Annotated in this window: 15 protein-coding genes; 7 read left to right on the top strand and 8 right to left on the bottom strand. The window is 47.2% G+C overall.

What is annotated here, in order from left to right:
- Positions 1-19 precede the first annotated feature (19 nt).
- Positions 20-2,047 carry a hypothetical protein gene (locus tag NDA06_RS16070; protein WP_190985770.1) on the bottom strand — a complete coding sequence of 676 codons (2,028 nt, stop codon included), beginning with the start codon at positions 2,045-2,047 and terminating at the stop codon, positions 20-22.
- 67 nt (positions 2,048-2,114) lie between these two features.
- Here NDA06_RS16070 and NDA06_RS16065 point away from each other — a divergent pair, with 67 nt between their 5' ends.
- Complete coding sequence (locus tag NDA06_RS16065) at positions 2,115-5,381, top strand: alpha-mannosidase (RefSeq protein WP_190985771.1); 3,267 nt, start codon at positions 2,115-2,117, stop codon at positions 5,379-5,381.
- A 12-nt stretch (positions 5,382-5,393) separates the two neighbouring features.
- Positions 5,394-5,942 (top strand): GAF domain-containing protein, encoded by a 549-nt coding sequence (locus tag NDA06_RS16060; protein WP_190412228.1) that lies wholly within the window; start codon positions 5,394-5,396, stop codon positions 5,940-5,942.
- Positions 5,943-6,070: 128 nt separating this feature from the next.
- On the opposite strand, the gene NDA06_RS16055 is transcribed toward NDA06_RS16060, so the two are convergent.
- From NDA06_RS16055 to NDA06_RS16045, 3 genes are all read right to left on the bottom strand, one after another.
- Complete coding sequence (locus NDA06_RS16055) at positions 6,071-6,343, bottom strand: PQ-loop domain-containing transporter (RefSeq protein ID WP_190412229.1); 273 nt, start codon at positions 6,341-6,343, stop codon at positions 6,071-6,073.
- A gap of 86 nt (positions 6,344-6,429) precedes the next feature.
- On the bottom strand, positions 6,430-6,900 hold the full coding sequence (locus NDA06_RS16050; RefSeq protein ID WP_190985772.1) for a regulatory protein RecX: 471 nt from the start codon (positions 6,898-6,900) through the stop codon (positions 6,430-6,432).
- Positions 6,901-7,097: 197 nt separating this feature from the next.
- Positions 7,098-7,859, bottom strand: a complete 762-nt coding sequence (locus NDA06_RS16045) for a Mut7-C RNAse domain-containing protein (protein ID WP_190985773.1) — start codon at positions 7,857-7,859, stop codon at positions 7,098-7,100.
- A 389-nt stretch (positions 7,860-8,248) separates the two neighbouring features.
- Between NDA06_RS16045 and NDA06_RS16040 the strand changes: the two genes are divergently transcribed.
- Both NDA06_RS16040 and NDA06_RS16035 read left to right on the top strand, forming a co-directional pair.
- Positions 8,249-9,652 (top strand): VWA domain-containing protein, encoded by a 1,404-nt coding sequence (locus tag NDA06_RS16040; protein ID WP_190985774.1) that lies wholly within the window; start codon positions 8,249-8,251, stop codon positions 9,650-9,652.
- Positions 9,634-10,608, top strand: coding sequence for a DUF6569 family protein (locus tag NDA06_RS16035; protein WP_190985775.1), 975 nt, complete (start codon positions 9,634-9,636; stop codon positions 10,606-10,608). The genes NDA06_RS16040 and NDA06_RS16035 overlap by 19 nt, the downstream gene beginning before the upstream one ends.
- A 248-nt stretch (positions 10,609-10,856) precedes the next feature.
- Here the strand turns inward: NDA06_RS16035 and NDA06_RS16030 are convergent, their stop codons facing one another.
- The 3 genes from NDA06_RS16030 to NDA06_RS16020 form a co-directional block, all read right to left on the bottom strand.
- Positions 10,857-11,423, bottom strand: coding sequence for a DUF4126 domain-containing protein (locus NDA06_RS16030; protein ID WP_190985776.1), 567 nt, complete (start codon positions 11,421-11,423; stop codon positions 10,857-10,859).
- 11 nt (positions 11,424-11,434) lie between these two features.
- The gene (locus NDA06_RS16025) at positions 11,435-12,160 is read right to left on the bottom strand and encodes a pentapeptide repeat-containing protein (RefSeq protein WP_190677998.1); all 726 of its coding nucleotides are present in this window, start codon (positions 12,158-12,160) and stop codon (positions 11,435-11,437) included.
- Between the two features lie 118 nt (positions 12,161-12,278).
- On the bottom strand, positions 12,279-14,696 hold the full coding sequence (locus tag NDA06_RS16020) for a glycoside hydrolase family 15 protein (protein WP_190985777.1): 2,418 nt from the start codon (positions 14,694-14,696) through the stop codon (positions 12,279-12,281).
- Between the two features lie 386 nt (positions 14,697-15,082).
- Here NDA06_RS16020 and NDA06_RS16015 point away from each other — a divergent pair, with 386 nt between their 5' ends.
- Positions 15,083-15,865 (top strand): SAM-dependent chlorinase/fluorinase, encoded by a 783-nt coding sequence (locus NDA06_RS16015; RefSeq protein WP_190985778.1) that lies wholly within the window; start codon positions 15,083-15,085, stop codon positions 15,863-15,865.
- Positions 15,866-16,113: 248 nt separating this feature from the next.
- Here NDA06_RS16015 and glpK read toward each other — a convergent pair whose 3' ends face one another.
- A complete protein-coding gene (glpK, locus tag NDA06_RS16010) occupies positions 16,114-17,634 on the bottom strand; it encodes a glycerol kinase GlpK (RefSeq protein ID WP_190985779.1) in 1,521 nt (506 codons plus the stop codon).
- A gap of 386 nt (positions 17,635-18,020) precedes the next feature.
- Here glpK and NDA06_RS16005 point away from each other — a divergent pair, with 386 nt between their 5' ends.
- Together NDA06_RS16005 and NDA06_RS16000 are read left to right on the top strand one after the other, a co-directional pair.
- Positions 18,021-19,394 carry an erythromycin esterase family protein gene (locus NDA06_RS16005; RefSeq protein ID WP_190985790.1) on the top strand — a complete coding sequence of 458 codons (1,374 nt, stop codon included), beginning with the start codon at positions 18,021-18,023 and terminating at the stop codon, positions 19,392-19,394.
- Between the two features lie 20 nt (positions 19,395-19,414).
- Positions 19,415-19,567 carry a hypothetical protein gene (locus NDA06_RS16000; protein WP_190412239.1) on the top strand — a complete coding sequence of 51 codons (153 nt, stop codon included), beginning with the start codon at positions 19,415-19,417 and terminating at the stop codon, positions 19,565-19,567.
- Positions 19,568-19,601 lie beyond the last annotated feature (34 nt).

Raw genomic sequence — 19,601 nt, 5'->3', positions numbered from 1 at the left:
GTCTCCGCCCCTACTCTCCTCAGAATTTCTTCACCCAACGCCAAACTTTCACGAAGAAATTCTCTAGCCACAGCATCGCCTTATCCAGCCATTCGAGCAAATACTCTAAGGGGTGCTTGACGTATCCGGCTGGAGTCACCTCAGCCTCAATCCAGTCTGGCGAATGGGTGGCAAAGCTTGTCCGATTGCTTTGTGCGATCGCTGGCGATAGATTTGAAAGCGCCCTTTCGGCTTCCACTCTTGGCGTCTGGAAAGTAGGCGCTTTGGTAATTTTGCCGTCTTTTTTGCGAGATTTTTTGGTTGTAGAAGGAGTTGGTGTTGGACGCGCCGCCATTGGCTCAGGCGCAGCGGGTTTGCGGGGCGTCAAAATCGTTTGTTTGAAACTCAGGCGAAGCTTAATCGACCTCCAAACAGAATTCTCAGCAGGCATCTCCGGCTGGTTGGCTCCGGGGAGGGCAGTCCGGGTCTTCTTGCCCGGCAGATGAGCTGAGGGTCGTTCTTTGCCTGCCACCCTTGGTAATGGGCGCTTAGGGGCGGTTGGCGTTGCCTGCTTGCTGGTGGGTGCATCTGGCTTCCCGAATAAATCATTCATGGTCAGCCAGGGATCGGCAACGCCTGTTGCGGTTAGTTCTGGATGGTTGCGTTGAGCAGATGATAAGGAGGCAGAAGCGCCACCTGATAGCTGATGCGTTTGGCTGTAGGAATCAGAATCGATTTCTGGGGTAGATTCCCAAGGTAATTTTCCGTTGCGCCTGCCAAAAAAGTAGTCAATTGCTGCCTGAATCAGCGCTTGAATATTGTGTGCTTGGGGGTCTGTAACATCGGGAGACGCCGGTTGTCGCATCGGCTGGGTGAATACAGCTTGTATCCGTTGTAAAGGCGATCGCTCATTTGCCTCTATTTCCCCAGTATGGGGTGTCAGCTTTGCCAAAAAGTCTTTTTGCCGGACTTCGATTGCAACCATCGTCCGATCGAGGAAGATTAATGGCTGAAGCAGTAAGGAGGAGGAAGGATGAAGGGCTTTGTTTCCGAAGGGTGGAAGACTTCCGATTTCCTCTCTAGAGGCGCTCAATCGCGTTCCCATTTGCTCTTGTGTTGTTTCTTGCCACCGCACCAGCGTTGATTCTTGGAAGAGATTGGCAGCGATCGCAACCGGCCCTTTTTGCACCCAAGCGATGACTCCCCAGAACAGACGCACGGGTGGTAACAGATGGCGCTGATTGACAGGAGGGCGAAGTTGTGCTGCAATTCCTTTCGCCGACGCTTGCACTAACCGCCACTGACGCCAGTAGTTTGCCAATTCCCAACGAATTCGCTGTTGTAATTTTTGCTGTTGTTCAGGGGTAAGAATATCTAAAATTTGATTGTCGGCGGTGACGAGTACCACGGAACGGGTAGCGAGTTGTGTCGCAACTCCCCGAACGACAATTTGATTGCGTAATGCCGCTGCCAAAGATTTTCCGCTACTTGTTCCCGCCGCCGCTTTGGGCTGTAGCGTTTGCACGACAACAGTTTCCGGGAGATTGAGCGGGGGAAGGGTTAAATTTGGGGAGATTGAATGACTCGATCCGCCCGCAGCGCTACGATCGAAAAATTGGAATCCAAAATATGTCGTAGAGACACGATTAATCGCATCTGCAACTTGACTGAAAATTCCTGCTTTGTTACTAGAAGTAGCAACAGAATTTGCCGATGGATTTAAAGCGAATTCTGATTCTTCCTGACCCGCGATCGCTCGTAGCACTTCCTGAATTGGCGCGTCTGTCGGTGGCGGCGTTGGCGGCGAGTTAGGACGTTTTGTTCGGTCTTTTTTACCAGAATGTAATTGTGGGAATTTTTCTTGCGTCGCTTGTTGTAATTGACGCCCCGCTAATTGGGAAGTTTGAGCTAGCAGATACACCGGATAGAGGAGGATTTGCGCTCCCCAAACCGCTGCGACTTTCAGATTTCGCACAGCGCGATCGCTCTCATCCTTCAACTGGCGAGATTTTCGGGAGAGGAAATTAAATAATTTGCTTTTATACCGACCATTGGGAGGGGAGGACATTTTGCTAAATGCTAAATGTTAATTGCTAATTGCTAAAAATAGTAGATGCCCTGATTTTATCGAAAAGATGACCGATTCCAAGACACCTTTTGTAACGCCCTCATCCAGCCTCCTGAGCGAAGCGATTGAAAAACTCTCTGCGATGACTCAGGTTAACGTTCAGACTGGCTGGCGCTACTGTGCCGCAGACCTGACAGCAGATACCGTCCGCCAATCTGATTTCGGGAATGATTGGTTATCTGTGGAGTTGAATGCGAGGGGACATATTGCTTGGCAAGCAGGGCAAAAGGTGTTGTGGCTTAGTCAAAAATTGATGATTCCCCAAGATTTACAAGGTTATGCTTTATCGGGGTTGGCGTTGCGGCTGGTGCTAACTTGGTGGGCAGAAGACGCGCAAATTTTTGTCAATGGCGTCAAAGTGCAAGCAGGAGATTTATTTGATTGCTCAACGAGGGTACTGCTGAGTCCGTCTGTCACGCCGGGTGAGGAGATTACCGTTGCCTTGCGTCTGGTCAGTCCCGGACATGATGATGGGGCTTTAGTGCGATCGCTCTGCGTATACGAATTTACCACCGACGATCGGATTGAACCCGGTTTTGTCGCTGATGAGTTAGCTGTCTTACAGCAGTATTTAAAAACCTTTGAACCGGAAAAACTGGATATCTTGGCATCTGCTGTGGCTGAGATTGACTGGACAGCGCTGCCTAATGAACAAAAATTTGAGCGATCGCTTTCCGCCCTCCGTCAAAACCTGCTCGACACGCTAGGGTCAACAGAATCTAAAATCCAAAATCTCAAATCTCAAATCTGTTTGCTCGGTCATGCTCACTTAGACTTGGCTTGGCTATGGCCTGTCAGCGACACCTGGGAAGCGGCTCAACGCACTTTTAAATCGGTTCTGAAACTCCTACAAGAATTTCCCAACCTGACTTTCTGCCATTCTACACCCGCACTTTATGCTTGGATTGAGCAACATTGCCCGGATTTATTTGCCGCCATTCAACAACAAGTTGCGGCTGGACGCTGGGAAGTTGTCGGCGGAATGTGGGTGGAACCGGAACTAAATATTATTAATGGCGAATCGATTGTCCGCCAGTTGCTCTATGGTCAGCGTTACGTCTTAGAAAAATTTGGGCAATTGAGTACAGTTGCCTGGTTGCCAGATAGTTTTGGCTTTTGTGCCACGCTGCCCCAATTTCTGAAATCAGCTGGGATTGAATATTTTGTCACCCAAAAATTGCGCTGGAACGATACCACCAAGTTTCCCTATGAAGTATTTTGGTGGCGATCGCTTGATGGTTCCCAAATCTTCAGTCTCATGTCTGCTCCGATTGGTGAAGGCATTGACCCGATTAAAATGGCATCTTATGCCTGTGATTGGGAAACCCAAACCAGTTTAAAAGAAGCTCTCTGGCTTCCAGGTGTGGGCGATCATGGCGGTGGCCCTACCCGCGATATGTTGGAAGTGCAAGCGCGTTGGGAAAAATCCCCCTTCTTTCCTCGTTTAGAATTCACGACATCTGAGAGCTATTTACAGCAGATTAGCCGTGAGAATCCTAACTCAACACCGTTCCCAGTTTGGGACGATGAACTCTATCTAGAATTCCATCGGGGTTGCTACACTACCCATGCCGATCAAAAGCGCTTTCAACGTCGCAGTGAAGGCTTACTGTACCAAGCAGAACTTTTCGCTTCCTTGGCTAGTATCAGCATCGGTGCGGCTTATCCCAAGCAAAAGCTAGAATCTGCCTGGAAAAAGGTACTATTTAATCAATTTCACGATATTCTCCCCGGTTCCTCAATTCCCCAAGTCTTTGTAGATGCGAATCAGGTTTGGCAAGAGGTAGAACAGGTGGGTTCGGAAATAGTACAGCAAGCCTTAAGCGCGATCGCAACTTCTATTGCCCTTCCCCCACCGCCGCAACCAGACGCCCTCCCAGTTATCGTCTTCAACTCCCTGAACTGGCAACGCTCGGAAGTCGTTACCGTCCCCTTACCGGCATCTGCACATCACTGGCAAATTTACGACTTAGAAGGGAAACTACTACCATCCCAGCTTTCTGAAGGCACGACGCTGTTATTTCTTGCCGAAAATACCCCATCGGTGGGTTATCGCCTCTTCTGGCTATGTCCTCAAAACCTAGATCCTCAAGCCGAATTACCCTCAAAAAGGCAAGAACACGGGCAGCATAGCACTAGCTTTCCGGATTCTAATACACCTAATCGAGATAATATCAGATTTAGCGAAAAAAATTGCATTTTAGAAAATGACTTACTGCGGGTAATCGTTGATTCTCAAACAGGCAATTTAAGCAGTGTTTTTGACAAAATTAATCATCGAGAGATCCTCTCTCAAGTCGGAGGAAATCAACTCCAAGCCTTCCAAGATAGCGGTCAATATTGGGATGCTTGGAACATTGACCCCAACTATGCCCAACACCCCTTACCTCCCACCCAGCTAAAGTCAATTGAATGGGTAGAACAGGGGGCGGTGCAAACTCGTCTGCGCGTTGTGCGGCAGCTAGGCAAGTCGAAATTTTGCCAAGATTACATACTGCAAGCAGATTCGCCGCTACTGAAAATCGTCACGACTGTAGACTGGCAAGAACGCCACGTACTCGTAAAAGCCGCTTTCCCGCTTACCTTGACGGCGGATTCTGCTACTTACGAAATTCCTTGCGGCGCGATTGTGCGAAGCACACAAGACGCTAACGGGCGTCCTACTCAGCCTCAAACACCCGCAGAAACCGCCAAATGGGAAGTTCCTGCCTTGCACTGGGCAGATTTAGCTGACAATGACTATGGCGTTAGTTTGCTCAATGATTGTAAATACGGCTACGACGCCCAACCCTCACAATTACGCCTTACCCTATTACGAAGTTCGAGTTGGCCCGATCCAGAAGCAGACCGAGGTTGGCATCAATTCACCTATGCCCTCTATCCTCATCAAGGTAGCTGGCAGTCAGCGCATACTGTGCGCCGAGGCTATGAGCTAAATTTACCGCTCCAAGTGATGCTGCTGCCATCGGTAGGCGAACAGAATTCGTCCTTACCCCCCGTTGGTCAATTGTTAGACTTGCAAACTGAAAATCTGATTTTAATCGCGTTGAAGCAGTCAGAAGATAACTTGCAGCAGTGGATTTTGCGCTGTTATGAGTGTCACGGGGAAGAGGCACAGATGCAGTTGAATAGCGACTTGGATTTAGCGATCGCGCACCCGGTGGATCTGTTAGAACGCCCCATCGAGGCACCGGAAATGTTTGCTCCTGGAAAAATTGCTAGCATCCAGCCTTGGAAAATCGCTACTTTTGTAGTGAAACGAACAGACGGCTGAGAAAATAAGCGTATGAACAACCCAATACCACCAGTTCTCGATAAAATTTTGAGCCATGACAGTACACCCGATGCTGTCTTTTCTGCCTTAGTGCCAGCTTTGGGTGAAGTCTTGCAGTGCGATCGCGTTTTTCTCTACCTGCGCGATCCCCATACCTCCATCGGTAAAGTTCCTTACTGCTGGCGTCGCACTCAAGAATATCCCAACATTCTTGACGCTGACTGGAAGAAAGAACCAGAATCTTTGCCAAAAGAAGATCCGCTTTTTGCTGCGGCACTGCATACACAACCTTCTGTCTTTGTCGAAGATGTAGAGACAGCGAATCCGGAAGTCGTTAATAAAGCTTTCGAGCAAAAAGAATTTGGACATCGAGCATTAGTTCACGCTCACCTGTGCAAAGATAATTTGTTGTGGGGAATTCTGCAACCTTGTATCTTTGGTCAGCCTAGAGTATGGACGCCGGAAGACCGCTCTATTATGACCACAGTTACAGAGAAATTAACACCCCTTGCTGTTGCCTATATATTGGCAGCGAAGTCTTCCATACCTGCGAAGGGATAAATTCTCTAGCGACTAACACCGAAATGTAGAGACAAGGTTTATCGCGCCGCTACTAAATATTGCTTGTCTCCATAGCTGAATATAAATGAACCTGAATGTAGGGGTGTAGAATTATACGCCCCTACTCTTTACTTAGGTTCCTTACCTCGGTATATAATTGCCAAAATTGTTACACTTGCACAACTCATAAAACTAATTAAGTTTCCATACATCAAAACCAAATCGTTTCGATAATACCCATAGAGAACCCCATTAAGCTGAATAAAATTAAAACCGAGAAAAGTAATTAAAGACAAATTTTTAGAACTCTTAGTTTGAACAATCCTTAAGGCTTGTGGAATAAATAAGCTGGCGTTAAACACCATACCCAACCCAAAAAACAAGGTGACAATATCTTTCATAGTAGATACAAAGTAAAGGTGATAAAAAAATGCAAATTAAAAGTTTTTAAGATAATCTAGCAATACCAAATTACCAAACCGCTCCGTTACTCATTTTCTACTTGTTGTCTCTGCCATTGCTTCAAAACTTCAAAAGCATTAAAACCTCTATATTGCAAGTAATTTAATAGCTTGGCTTTGGTTTTTTGGTCGATACTTTGAAAATCATCAATTTTATACTTTCGCATGATCTTTGTTTTTAAACCATCCAGATCGTCTGTTTCCTCACTTCCCTCTGCTTCGATTTGTTCGTTCCAAACTTGCTCGAATACCTCGGAGGAAATCCCTTTTTCTATACATTTGCGCCTTACCATAGATTTCCCATATTTGCCTTGAGAGTAGGCAATCAAGTTGGCGACTAAGCGCGTGTCGGATTGATAGTCTCTCTCTTGCAAATAATTGATAGCCTCGGAGATTTCGTTTGGCTCAAACCCCTTTAATTGTCCTTTCTTTAAAAGTTCGTAAGCACTGTAATCTCGGCGGGAGATCAGGCGAAAAAAATAGTCACTGCAACTCATTTATCAAACAGTTATTATGTTTATTGATTTTAACACATACAAAAGTTTAATTGTTGTATGGCAGTCTAGAATAAGGTATGCTCAAAATATATTTTTAGGCGCAAATACCCAAGAAATAATTATTTAAAGAATGAAATAAATTGTTAAGATTTGCCTTAAAATAATCAATTCGAATCGCAAAAAGCCAGCTTTTATACTCAATTCGATTCAACTGGCTTCGAGAAAATTATTCCTTGGATAAATTGCTGCATTTGTTCATAATGCGTGCCTTTCCAATAAACACGATCGCATTCACGACAGCGGCTAAATTCATCAATAGATTGTTGGATATTGGGTGGCACTTGGTCAAGAATCGATTCCTTATCCACAGGTTCTAATAAACTATTGCAACGCAAACATCGTTGCAATGGTTTGACGAATTTAATTAGACCAAAGCGTCCCATTATCTCGCCCACCTGTCGCTCTGGATTAGTTTCTCTGACATAATATCCATGTGTTACCAAACTACGCATCAATAGACCCTTATCGCGAGTCAAGAGAATTCGTTCTTCAGATGCCGAAATTTGGGCTAACTCTAGATCGTCATAGTCATTTCGATACAGAGTATCAAAACCCAACATTCGTAAAGATGTTGCTAGTTTCCCTAAATGAATATCGAGAACGAAACGAGGAAATTTTAGCGGTTGAGGACGAACGAGAGAGACGCTAGATGTCTTTTCAGTCGCCGCAGAAATTGGATAAACATGGATGCGATCGCTATCAGTCACAATATAGGAAAAATCGACGGGTTTGCCGTTGACTTCGATATAATCCACTTCCGGATGAGGGACGCCAAAAGATTCGATCGTGTCCTTAATTGAGGCTCGTTCCTCAAAAACATGAGTAATGGTTACGCCCCTCTTTTTCCGTGGCAAGAAATCATTCAATTCTGCGTAAAAATTAAAATCTGCTTTAGCCATATTGAGAAATTAATACACCGTAGTTCAGAACCCCACCTCAACTCTCGTAAATAAAATTTATTCCTTGTCTTCCTCCACTTGCGAGGGAATAGAGGGGGTACGGGGAAGCCAAAATCTTGAAATTCTACTTCCCCATGAAAAAAAGTTTTTCTTTACCTTTCCCCTGCCTGCGGGGGGATAGTTGTAGGTCTTTGCAAATTTTCACAAGTGAGATGCTTGCGATCGCTGGTTGCCCTCTTGTGGCAACTCAATTTGTTGTAGTATATTTGTAGTATATCTAAACAAGTGGTCGAGTTCTTGAAGCCACTGGGGAATTCATCAAAGTAATCAGAGCGTTCCTAAACATCTGCGGGGATACGCTCCAGCTTTGTAATGCAAGGAGTCAAATTATGGATGCAACTCAACCAGCCATCTTGAATATTATTGTGCATCTGCGCTCTTGTAATGAGCCATTTCTCCTTCGTTATAACGGGCAACCCCCACGCTGGAGCGATGAATCTCTGCATCGGGAAGCTTACGAACAAAATCCAGAATTGTATGCGCTTTTAGCTCTCATCACTCATGTTACAACGGGGCAGCGCCTGCGGATTTTGTTTCAGTTGCTACAACGCTCTCGCGTGGGGATGTCGAAAGAAGTACGTCAAACAAGCGATCGCGTCATTAATTTCTTGTTGGCAATTTTGCACCCCGACCAAGTTTTGACCGTCTTTTTAGCACTGCGACGGGTACGAGCGAATCACAAACATACCGCGAGGGCGATTCTCCAGTACATCCTCAATCATCCCCAATTTGAGGATATGGCTTTGCGCCGTCGTCCTGCGGTTGTGGATGCGATTGAACACGCGCTGGGGAAGAATGTGGCGCGGGGTTCTGTGAAAAAGCTGTCGGATGCAACGGTTGATAAAAGCGATTTGCATCGCTATCTGTTGCGTTATGCCCATAATCCAGAATCAGTGAAAGCAATTCTACCTTTTCTGTATCATTCTCCTCTGGGAACAGGTTTAATGCCTGCGGAAGGCGAAGTTAAATATACTCTCGTTCATCAACAATATCGTCAATTTGAGGTACAAACAGAGCGTCCCAAGACAGTAACGGCAACCAATCGCGGTGATATTTCCGCAACCTTGGTGCATTTGTATCGGGGTGGAAAATCGCCGGAATTAATGTCAGCTTTGCAGCATTATGTCGAACAAGCTGTGGTAAACCTGCCGAAATTTTCAGGTCAAGTGGCATTGGTATTGGATGCGTCTGCTTCGACAAGAAGTTATGGCGATCGCGAATACTGTTCTCTAGCGCAGTCAGTCGCCCTGAAATTGGTACTCGAAAAATGCTGCGCGAACCTCAAAGTCCATACCCTTGGGGGAGTTGGCGAATTACCCATGCCAGAAGGTTACACCGACTTAGCAGGTGCTTTACTGGACGCTTTAGAAGACTCACCCGATTTAGTCGCCATTGTCTCTGATGGTTATGAAAATATGTATCCGGGAGACTTGGAAAGAGTCGTTGCCACCTTGCCGCAATTGGGTATTCATACCCCAATTGTCTTCTGTCATAGCAAGTTTACGGCGCTGGATGACTTGGAATTGAGACGACCTGCGCCTAATCTCCTCCAAAGAGAATTCTGGCATCAAGACGATTTTGAAGACTTACTAAATTCGCTATTTGCGATTGCGCTACCGCGCAGCCTTCGGATCGCGGGTGCAAAGCAAACCGAAGCTTCTTTGCAGGAATTCCTCCGCCAAAAACTCACATTCCAAGAAAAGGAGTTAGCCACATGGACTACCAGCCATTAGAGTTATTAATTCCCGACAAAGTCGATCTCTCTCCTTATCATTTTGGAATTCCTCAACAGTCTGGAGCCATGACTGTAGTCCCTATCTTCAGCCCAGATTGTCCGGGTCAATTTACCAGTCCCCTGTCTGGGTTGAAACTCAGTCGAGTTCACGGCTATGGAAATGTAGAACTTCATAACCCATCAACAGGTGTGGCAATCGTTCCCCTGCACATGGGTTATATCCAAGACCAAGCCCAAAATCATGCTTTGTGTCGGTCAGCATTTATTGCTGCGAGACAGAAACTCATGTTTAAAGATGCCTGCTGCGTGCAATCCGGTCAAGGCGGTTATTTGGAAGGTCGAGAACAATGGTTCTTCATTCTCCCCCTGCAATTGCGCTTTCAAGCATTGAAACTCCGGGGTCAGGAAGACTACAGCAAACTCTGGAAAGAAATTGAGCGTCTAAATCAGCGATTTGATTTACCGCAACGCGGTCACTTAGAGCAAATTCTCAGTAAAAAACGCACCTTTCTGACGCAATATCAAAGCCGATTTGAATTGCTTCCCCAGCAAACCGGGGCGTTGTTCTTGATTCGGAATCAGTTAGTTGGCGTGGAAATTGCTCCCACGGCGGCTTACTTCCGGGAAGTGTGGATGCCTCTGGTTTGCTTCTGCTATGGTGTGGCAGCAATGTATGCCCAAAAGCACGCAAAAGCAAGCGACAAACCCGTGCTACCTTTTGCAGCCAGCAATCTGCAAGAACTGCGCCAGCAGTTGCACAAAAGCCGTCAGGAAAAACAGTTGCAAGTCAGGAATTGGCTAAGTCAAACACCCGCAGAAAGATTTCAGCTCAAAGAAGAAGAACGCTTCTTGAGTCTGCGGCTGCATACCTGTAAAGGGAAAAACTTTGCGGGTCAGTTGGTCGAAGAGTCTGGACAACTCGTGTATGCTTCGTTGTTTGCTTTAGCAATTTAATCAAGTTAACGCTTGACAGGATAGAGAAGCACTGAGTTGTCAATTCGCTCAATTTGTACTACAATACATTACAGTTGGAACTGAGTTAGGCATTGGCGTTTACTTGATGATTCCAAGTCATGGTTAAGAAACGCTACCGCGCTAACCGCTTGTCCAACTGTTATTTTCCGCCCTATCTAAACTTTATACAGAAAATTTAACCCCCTTCCCGGACAGGGAAGGGGGTATTATTATGTCCTTTGCACCGCTCAAGACTCTTTGGGATTGGGTAGCCTGAGATATCCTTTCCGCCAAAGCCAGATCCCAGCACTGACTACTAAGGCGACAGTCACCACAGGCAACCAAATCGCCAGGATGGATAAAATAATCGCACCCCCTGCTTCCAGAGTGGAAACCACCCCATTACCGAATCCTCCGGTGAGTGCGGTTGAAGAAAAGCGAACCATACCCGTCAAGGCTTGCACGATACCCGCCGAACCTCCACCCGCAATCACGGCGATTGTCCACTGAACTAAAGGATCGTCGTGGGGAAAGATGGCAGCAGTCAAGAATGTGCCGACTGCGATCGCAGTTGGTGTAGAAACGATATCCAGCAAATTATCTATCCACGGAATGTAATAAGCGGCAATTTCAACACAAGTCGCTATAGCAAATGTCAGCAACGCTGGATAAGTTCCCATCCACTCAAAATTCGGTGCCAGTGGCAGATGTCCAAACAGTGCTGCCATGCTCATCACTAGCGGCGGGACAAAAATCCGAAAGCCACAAGCCGCACTCAAACCAATGCCAATTGCAATGCTTAATAATGTATCCATACTACTCAAATTCAATCATTCGATAGGGTTGCTCTCGCCAAATCTGCTTCAATCACCTTTGCCTCTTTCAAGTTGACCCCACTCAGGTTCGTTCCACTCAAATCTGCGCCTCTTAAGTCGGCAAGTTCTAAATTTGCTCCCCTTAAATCGGCTTCACTGAGGTTCGCTTCACTCAAGAAAGCTTTCCTCAAATTTGCCCCTCGTAAATCTGCCAGCCGCAAGTTAGCCTTCGCTAGATTGGTTCTCGTTAGGTTAGCTGCACTCAGATTTGCTTCGCTCAAATTCGCTTCACTCAAATCTGCCTCACTTAAGTCCGCTTTACTTAGGTTTGCTCTGCTTAAGTTCGCTAAATTCAGTTTTGCCCAACTCAGGTTAGCTTCGCTCAATAAGCACTCACAAAGCCAAGCATCTCTCAAGTTAGCATTGATAAAATACCTTTCTCCGGCTGCATAACGCCGCTTCAGATCATCAGCAGCAAATTTGATTAAAATGGCACTTTTGTCTTCACAATAGCACCATTGCGCTCCGACTAATTTAGCCGCCGTGTTAACCGCTAATTCGTCTTTTTTAGGCAATACCACCCCATTACAACCATCCCATTCACCGCCGAGAATAAAAGCAATTTCTTGGGCAGCATATAAGGAGTCGAATAAGAGCATATCTTGCGTTACCCGGCCTCCAGAACTACTAATCCGGTTGCTGGAGAATGATAATAAATTTCGGATTAAGTCTTTCATCCGGTGTTTTAAGCAATTTTATTCAAGGGGCATTCAAATCGATAAAACTTTTGTATATCCTTTAAATACCCTAGCTAACACACCCGGAGTGGACATCAATCAATAGACATATTCAGATTTAAGAATTTGAGATAGTTTCATTCCAGTTGTTCCCCCCGTTGTTATCCCAATTATTTCCATCGGTGAAAGCAAAATTTAAAGTAGTTCCTACCGGAGGAACAGAGAGTGTTGTCTCCCAGAATCCATCCTCTCGCTGGATCATCAGCCTGTCAGTAACTTGCTGCCAATTATTGTATCCCCAGTGCAGTTTGACTTGTTCAGAATTTGTCAATAACCCTTTGTAATAAATCGTTAGAGCTAACCCTTTTTTTGCATTAGCTTCGTTATAATCTACCGCTTTGCCTTGATGCGGTTTGGATGAATTGACGACATAGCGCTGATAAACAATCTCCGGCATATCCATTACTTTGCCAGTATAATTTGATGCCAGCAACGTGATGTATTCTCCCATCGACCAGGAAAGGGGAGTCATTGATTTAGTGGGAGTTCCGGGAGTATAACCAGAGGGTGCATTGAGATCCCAAACTTGCTCGGAAATCATGTAAGAAGGATTGGCAAAGGCACGCATTGTTGCCAGGTAAGAGTCTGCTTTGTTACCACGTGCGATCGCAAAGTGACCGCGTTCTCCGGTGAAAATAGGCCACAAACGCCCGATTCCCGCACCTGTATAATCTGCACCTGTTGATGTTTCTCCATAACCGTCGTGATTGTAGCGAAACCAACCCTCCCCTTTGCCAGGAATTGTTTGTTTGATGGTTGAATCAATCGCCGGAAGGGAGGAGAGAATATAGGGATTATTTGCCGCTTTCACTCCATGACGCACTAATTCTAAAAAGCTGCTGTCAACGATAGAACGTTCATCCCACTCGCCGCTACCGTTGCCAATATGTAAAATGTGTCCGTCGTTGGGATTTCCATTATCATCAATGCGTTCAAAATATTTGCCATTGCCAATCGAACCGCTAGTCGTAAACGTCCAGTTTTCTACCATGCCTTGCCAGTAGTCTGCTGTTGCCAAATAGCGTTTCTCGCTGGTTGTGTCACCGTTAACTTTGGCAATATCTGCGGCACAAACTAAACCCGCAATTTCCGCAGCAATGGTACTGGGAGAATAGCCTGCGTTTTCTTCCCAACGTTCTTGTCCCGTAACTGGGCCATTTTTCACAATATAATCAGCAGCTGGTTTGATGTGATTGATATAGGTGTCTGCATCAGTGCGACCGAGTTTCCACGCCAAGATAATTGGGAAGGCAGTCTCGTCCATTTGAATGCCATTCCAGTAAGGCGTACCGTCTGTCAGGGCATTCTGGAGAAAATGTCCATCTGGTTGTTGCAAAGTAGTTAGCAACCAATCCAGGGCTTTTTTGGGGGTAGCCGTGTCACCTGCAACCATTAAGGCGCTGGCAAATTTATACAAGTCACGAGGCCAAATGAGGTGGTAGCCGCCTGACATTTCGATGCCGGAGGGAGTGCAAATTGAGTAGTTAGAGTTCCCCCACGGATTCCCCAAACCTGCAACCATCGCACCCGATGCTTTGTCAGTCGCTGCCTTCAGTACCATTGCCGCAACATAATACTGAGTATCTGCGGTGCCGCCAAAGGTATTTAAATGATTGGTGTAGCTGTTCCATTGCGCGTTGTAACCGGACAGCATCGTAGAGAAATTATCTTTTAGGGTTCCTGCGGCTTCCGATTCAGCGTTTTTGTCACTATTGCCAAAGCTAAGTACCAGGTTAAAAGTGACCGATTTCTGGTTGGCATAAGGACTGAGATCGAACATTACCATCTGTGCAATGTTGCCATTGGTTGCCTTCTGATAAGTCCAGTTCATCGTATTATCAACTTCGCCGCCTTTGAGGTCTTGCCAGCCGTCGCTGCGTCCGACGAATCCAGAAGACATCATGCCTTTTTTAAAACCTAGAGAACTCGCCAATGCCGATGCTTGATTGCTGGTGGGATTTTTAGCAATCAGCATTTGAATATTCTTGTAAGTAGTGCTGTAACCTGTAGTGGCTTTTCCGTTATTGTCAATAGCTGGATGATACAAAGTATAAAGATTAAAATTATCCAGCGTTCCGCTGAGTGCGGTGAATGTTACCTGCTGAATTAAAGTATTGCGATTGGGGTCGGTGAAAATTGTCTTGTCGATTTGATACATGCCGTTTTTCGCCGTATTGGTAATCTTCCAAGAAAGCGATCGCGTATTATTCAAACTAACCTGGCTGATAGTATCCTGCTTCTCTTCATCAACCCAAGTTTTTGCCGTATCCCCTACTAAAAACTGCCAGTCTACTGTCGCTGCTTTGTCAGTCGAAGGATAAAATACCTGGCTAATGATGCCATTGAAACCTGTGAACCACACTTTTGAAGTCGGGTTTTGGGCAGTACCGAGAAAGGTGAGGGTTGAAGGCGACCAAGTTGGACAAGTGCCGGGATGACCAAAGGCTTCATCTTGGGTCATGGCAACAGGAAACAAAATTTTACTTCCTCCGATAAAAGCTATCAACAAAATGACAATAATGGCACTTGCAAACCAATAAATTCTTTTCAATTAATTCGCCTTGAGAACTGGGTGAAGTTGACTTGATTAGTCGAATATAGCAATCTTATTTGATTGTTTGGCGAACCGCCTTAGCGAAGCCATGCGCGTTAGCGCTTTAGGCGCAGAGGGCGCAGAGAGAAGAGGTATAGAGAGGATTTAGAAGTTAAACAAATATTGATAGGAAATAAATTAAAGGGTGCGGGTTTATTCGCATCGATAGTTTCTGGCGATCGCTCGGAAATCATACCAAGGCGGTAAGCATTCAAAAATGCCCGTCGATAGGATGAAATTGCAAAGAGCAAAAGTAGCAAAAAAACTTTATGTTAGTTCATATCATCGCTGATTACGGCTTTGGCGATCTCGCCTTTGCAGAAGTCGTGCAGCGTATCAGGTTCTATCTACCGGATGCTGAGCCAATCCTTACCCCCGTGCCTGCTTTCGCCACCCTGGCTGCTGGCTTCTGTATCGCCCAGTTAGGTTTGAATGAAGCCCCGGCGGGAACTATCATTTACCACAACGTTGCGCCCCGCGAAGACGATGAACAGGCGCGTGTCGGGAATGCCGGTGAACGTCTGGCTTTCGCACGTCTCCCGACGGGTGTGCGGGTAATCGGAGTCAATGCTGGCTATGCCTTCTCGTTTGTCCGCGATGTGGCGGAATTGCACTGGGCTGCTGTTGCTGCGGAAGGTTCCCAGTTTCGTTCTCGTGACTTGTTTCCGCAAGCAGCGGCGGCGATCGCGCTGGGACAACCAGACGCCCTAGCCGATGAGATTGAGGGTTCCGATATCCCCGATGTGCCGCCAAATTGTATCGCCTATATTGACGGTTATGGCAACATAAAAACAACAATTCCCTATGATGCCAGTAAGGGGAGCGATCGCACTACGATCCGTGTGCGGATCGGTGACATTGAGCAAGAAGCGACAATGAGCGATGGCAGCTTTGCCGTTGAACCCGGACAATTAGCCTTCGCACCCGGTAGCAGCGGTTGGAAAAATGCCCAAGGCGAAGAAACACGCTGGATCGAACTGTTCTTACGCGGTGGCAATGCTTGGGAGTCCTTCAAGCGTCCGTCAGTTGGCACGCAGATAGAGATTATCTGACAATTTTTCTGGGGTTGGGCAAATAATCCCATTGAAACCTCTCCCTAGCCCTCTCCTAAAAGGAGAAGGAATCGGAATAAATGTTTTTTATTTTTACGGGCAATAGGGGAGTTGATAGCCCCTCTCCGCTTGCGGGGAGGGGTTGGGGTGGGGTTCCGGATGCTGAGGAATTATGTCTAATTCGCCGGACATAATCTTAACCAAGAAGTTCTATTCAACCTCAACCCTCAGCCCTCAGTCCTCAGCCCTCACTCCTCCGCCCAATGTTTCGCTCTTTCAACTGCTTTTTGCCACATTGAAAAATTCGCCTGTGCCTGGGTGACTCCCGCACCGGGTTGAAAAGTTCGGTCGATTTGACGACTCGCGGTTAATGTAGTGTAATCTTGCCAAAAATTAACTGCCAAACCAGCAGCAAAAGCGGCACCTTGTGCAGAAGCATCAAGAACGGCTGGACGTTCTACGGGTATCCCTAAAACATCCGCTTGGAATTGCATTAAAAAGTCATTTTGACAAGCTCCGCCATCTACTTTTAGCAGGGAAATGTCGGTACCGCTATCTTGGTTGATTGCCTGTACAACTTCTTTGACTTGGAAGGCGATCGCTTCCAGCACCGCCCTAACCATGTGTTCTCGCTGGACTCCGCCTGTAATGCCGAAAAATGCCCCCCTCGCACTCATATCCCAGTGCGGCGCACCCAAACCACTCAACGCTGGAACGAAGTAAACACCCCCGTTATCCGCCACCTGCTGCGCCATTCGTTCTGTATCCGTAGCCGCAGTAATGAGTTTAATGCCATCTCGCAACCATTGGATGCAAGCTCCAGTGGTAAATATACTGCCTTCCATGCCATAACCGACTTGGATTTGTCCGTCATTGCCTGTCTGTGTCCAAGCGACAGTTGAAAGGAGTTGATTGCGCGATCGCTGTATTTTTTCTCCGGTATGCGTAACCAAGAAGCAGCCGGTGCCATAGGTGCATTTTAATAAGCCAGGGCGATCGCAACCATGAGCAAATAAAGAAGCTTGTTGATCGCCCAAAATTGCCATAATTGGCACTTCACTGCCTAATAATTCCGGCTGAGTATAACCAAATAAGCCTAAACTTGGCTGAATTTTTGGCATCAAATGAACCGGAATTTTAAATAACTTCAGTAACGTCTGATCCCACTCCCGCGAAGCCAAATTCATCAACATCGTGCGGCTGGCGTTACTATCATCCGTGGCGTGTACCTTACCACCTGTAAGGTTCCAGAGAATCCAGGTATCAATCGTGCCTGCGAAAACATTCTCTAAATCGATGGGCGAATATTCTCGTTGAATGTCCTCCAACAACCAAGCTAATTTAGTTGCAGAAAAGTAGGCATCTAATACTAACCCCGTGCGATCGTAAATATCTGCTGCGTGACCTTGACTTGCAAGTTGATTGCACAGGGGTGCCGTGCGTCGGTCTTGCCAGACAATTGCATTATGTAAAGGTCGTCCCGTGGTTTTGTCCCACAACAGACAAGTTTCTCGCTGCACGCTTAACCCAATTGCAGCAATATCTTTTGCAGTGATATCCGCCTTCTGCAATACAGTCTGCATCGCCCAACAAGTATCTTGCCAAATTTCTCTGGGGTCATGCTCTAACCAACCCGGTTGGGGATAATACTGCGTGAGTTCTTTGTAAGCAGAGCTAACAATCATCCCGTCAGCATTAAATAAGATCGCTCGGTTTCCAGTAGTACCGAGGTCTAGGGCGAGAACGTAGGCAGGAGTCGATGCAGTCATTGCAAGCTTTATTAGTAATAGATTGAGAGTTTTTCAACGTGCGAGTCAAGCCGAAGTCTCGATCGTAAACGTTGCCAAGAATGCCAAGAAAGCGATCGCTGCTACACGCATCAGACTTTGAGCGTGCAACGTCTACGTTTCTCGGCTTTTTTGTATTCCTCATAACAGACTAACTTCACTCAGAGCCTTTCCTGGGGTAGAAGTTAGCAGAAATCGTGGCAGTTAGTTTGGAGGTAGACTCTCCACGTTCTGAGACTTTGCACAAGTATTTTGCACAAGTATAAGAGTCTGCCAAGAACCAGTTCTCATCAGCAATGCGATCGCATAAATATTCACCCAGTAGCGATCGCTGTCCCAAGCAAATTTTTGAAAGGAGGGCGAAAGCGATGCCCGACGCGACTCAGACTAACGCGACTCAGACTAACGCGACTCAGACTAAGCTAACCGATACCGTGCGCCAGATTGCCCACCCGCTCACAGGTGCCACCTCGGACTACGACCCCTTGATGGAACTTGTTGGCGATGCCCGCTTTGTCTTGCTGGGTGAGGCATCCCACGGCACCCATGAATTTTATCAAGCGCGAGCCGAAATTACCAAGCGGCTGATTCAAGAAAAAGGCTTTACAGCGATCGCTGTCGAAGCCGATTGGCCCGATGCTTACCGCGTCAACCGCTACGTGACTGGTGTCAGCGACGATACCACCAGTAACGAAGCACTTTCTGGCTTTGGACGCTTCCCCGCGTGGATGTGGCGCAACGCGGATGTGGTCAACTTCATTGATTGGCTGCGCCAGTACAATAATGCTCTCCCTGAAAATGCGACGAAGACTGGCTTCTACGGTCTTGACCTCTACAGCCTACACCAATCAATCGCCGCCGTTCTCGACTACCTTGACAAAATTGACCCAGAGGCGGCAGAACAGGCGCGTCACCGCTACTCGTGCTTTGAAGACTTTGGTGAAGACGCTCAATCCTACGGGTATGTCGCCAACTTCGATGTTGAGGAATCCTGTGAGAGCCAAGTTGTCAACCAACTTTTGGAATTGCAACGTCGTGCTAGCGAGTACGCCGATCGAGATGGTCGCGTGACAGAGGACGAATTTTTCTATGCCGAACAGAATGCGCGACTGGTCAAGAACGCCGAAGAATACTATCGCTCAATGTTTCGCGGTCGGATATCGTCGTGGAATTTGCGCGATCGCCACATGGCGGAAACGCTGCAACACCTTGTCGCTCATTTGGACAAACAAAGCGATCGCACCAAGGTCGTTCTCTGGGCACACAACTCCCATCTTGGTGACGCCCGCGCAACCGACATGGGCACCCAGGGCGAACTGAACGTCGGTCAACTGGTGCGCGAACAGTACGGTCGCGACGCGGTACTCGTCGGCTTCAGCACCTACACGGGAACCGTCACCGCCGCCTCAAATTGGGACGCACCCGCCGAACGCAAGCGCATCCGTCCGGCAGTCCCAGACAGTTATGAAGGGCTGTTTCACGATACGGGTTTGCCGCGCTTCCTGCTCGCCTTACGCGACAGTGGCTCATCAATCAAAGGATTGCGGGAGCCTCGATTGGAACGGGCGATCGGTGTCATCTATCGACCCGAAACCGAGCGGAGCAGCCATTACTTCCACGCACGGCTAGCCGACCAATTTGACGCCATCATCCACTTCGACGAAACCCAAGCAGTGCAGCCACTAGAGCGTGCCGGATGGGAGACAGACGAAGTGCCAGAGACTTTTCCCTCTGGTTTTTAACTCGCCTCGCAGGAAGTCCCATGCTCTACCGGATCGAGGGGGAGCGGGATGAAACCCCGGCTGTTGACAATACTCCTGTGACCCATGCCGTTCGTGTAGAGTCTCCAAGAGAAGGCGAGGAAAGAGGAGATGGAGGAAACAGCCAGTTATTAGGCCCCACCGTAGATTTATGAATCGGCTTCTTCCCGCGAACAGGGACGGCTTCTC

The organism is Trichocoleus sp. ST-U1 (genome assembly GCF_039961835.1).
In the GTDB taxonomy this organism is placed as follows: Bacteria; Cyanobacteriota; Cyanobacteriia; order Cyanobacteriales; family FACHB-T130; genus FACHB-T130.
Note: the sequence above shows the minus strand (reverse complement) of the source record. Positions and strands in the feature narration are given on the sequence as shown.

Bases quoted from the DNA above. Each gene is read 5' to 3' on its own strand.
- NDA06_RS16070 (WP_190985770.1), bottom strand. From the start codon at position 2,047: ATGTCCTCCCCTCCCAATGGTCGGTATAAAAGCAAATTATTTAATTTC.
- NDA06_RS16065 (WP_190985771.1), top strand. From the start codon at position 2,115: ATGACCGATTCCAAGACACCTTTTGTAACGCCCTCATCCAGCCTCCTG.
- NDA06_RS16060 (WP_190412228.1), top strand. From the start codon at position 5,394: ATGAACAACCCAATACCACCAGTTCTCGATAAAATTTTGAGCCATGAC.
- NDA06_RS16055 (WP_190412229.1), bottom strand. From the start codon at position 6,343: ATGAAAGATATTGTCACCTTGTTTTTTGGGTTGGGTATGGTGTTTAAC.
- NDA06_RS16050 (WP_190985772.1), bottom strand. From the start codon at position 6,900: ATGAGTTGCAGTGACTATTTTTTTCGCCTGATCTCCCGCCGAGATTAC.
- NDA06_RS16045 (WP_190985773.1), bottom strand. From the start codon at position 7,859: ATGGCTAAAGCAGATTTTAATTTTTACGCAGAATTGAATGATTTCTTG.
- NDA06_RS16040 (WP_190985774.1), top strand. From the start codon at position 8,249: ATGGATGCAACTCAACCAGCCATCTTGAATATTATTGTGCATCTGCGC.
- NDA06_RS16035 (WP_190985775.1), top strand. From the start codon at position 9,634: ATGGACTACCAGCCATTAGAGTTATTAATTCCCGACAAAGTCGATCTC.
- NDA06_RS16030 (WP_190985776.1), bottom strand. From the start codon at position 11,423: ATGGATACATTATTAAGCATTGCAATTGGCATTGGTTTGAGTGCGGCT.
- NDA06_RS16025 (WP_190677998.1), bottom strand. From the start codon at position 12,160: ATGAAAGACTTAATCCGAAATTTATTATCATTCTCCAGCAACCGGATT.
- NDA06_RS16015 (WP_190985778.1), top strand. From the start codon at position 15,083: ATGTTAGTTCATATCATCGCTGATTACGGCTTTGGCGATCTCGCCTTT.
- glpK (WP_190985779.1), bottom strand. From the start codon at position 17,634: ATGACTGCATCGACTCCTGCCTACGTTCTCGCCCTAGACCTCGGTACT.
- NDA06_RS16005 (WP_190985790.1), top strand. From the start codon at position 18,021: ATGCCCGACGCGACTCAGACTAACGCGACTCAGACTAACGCGACTCAG.
- NDA06_RS16000 (WP_190412239.1), top strand. From the start codon at position 19,415: ATGCTCTACCGGATCGAGGGGGAGCGGGATGAAACCCCGGCTGTTGAC.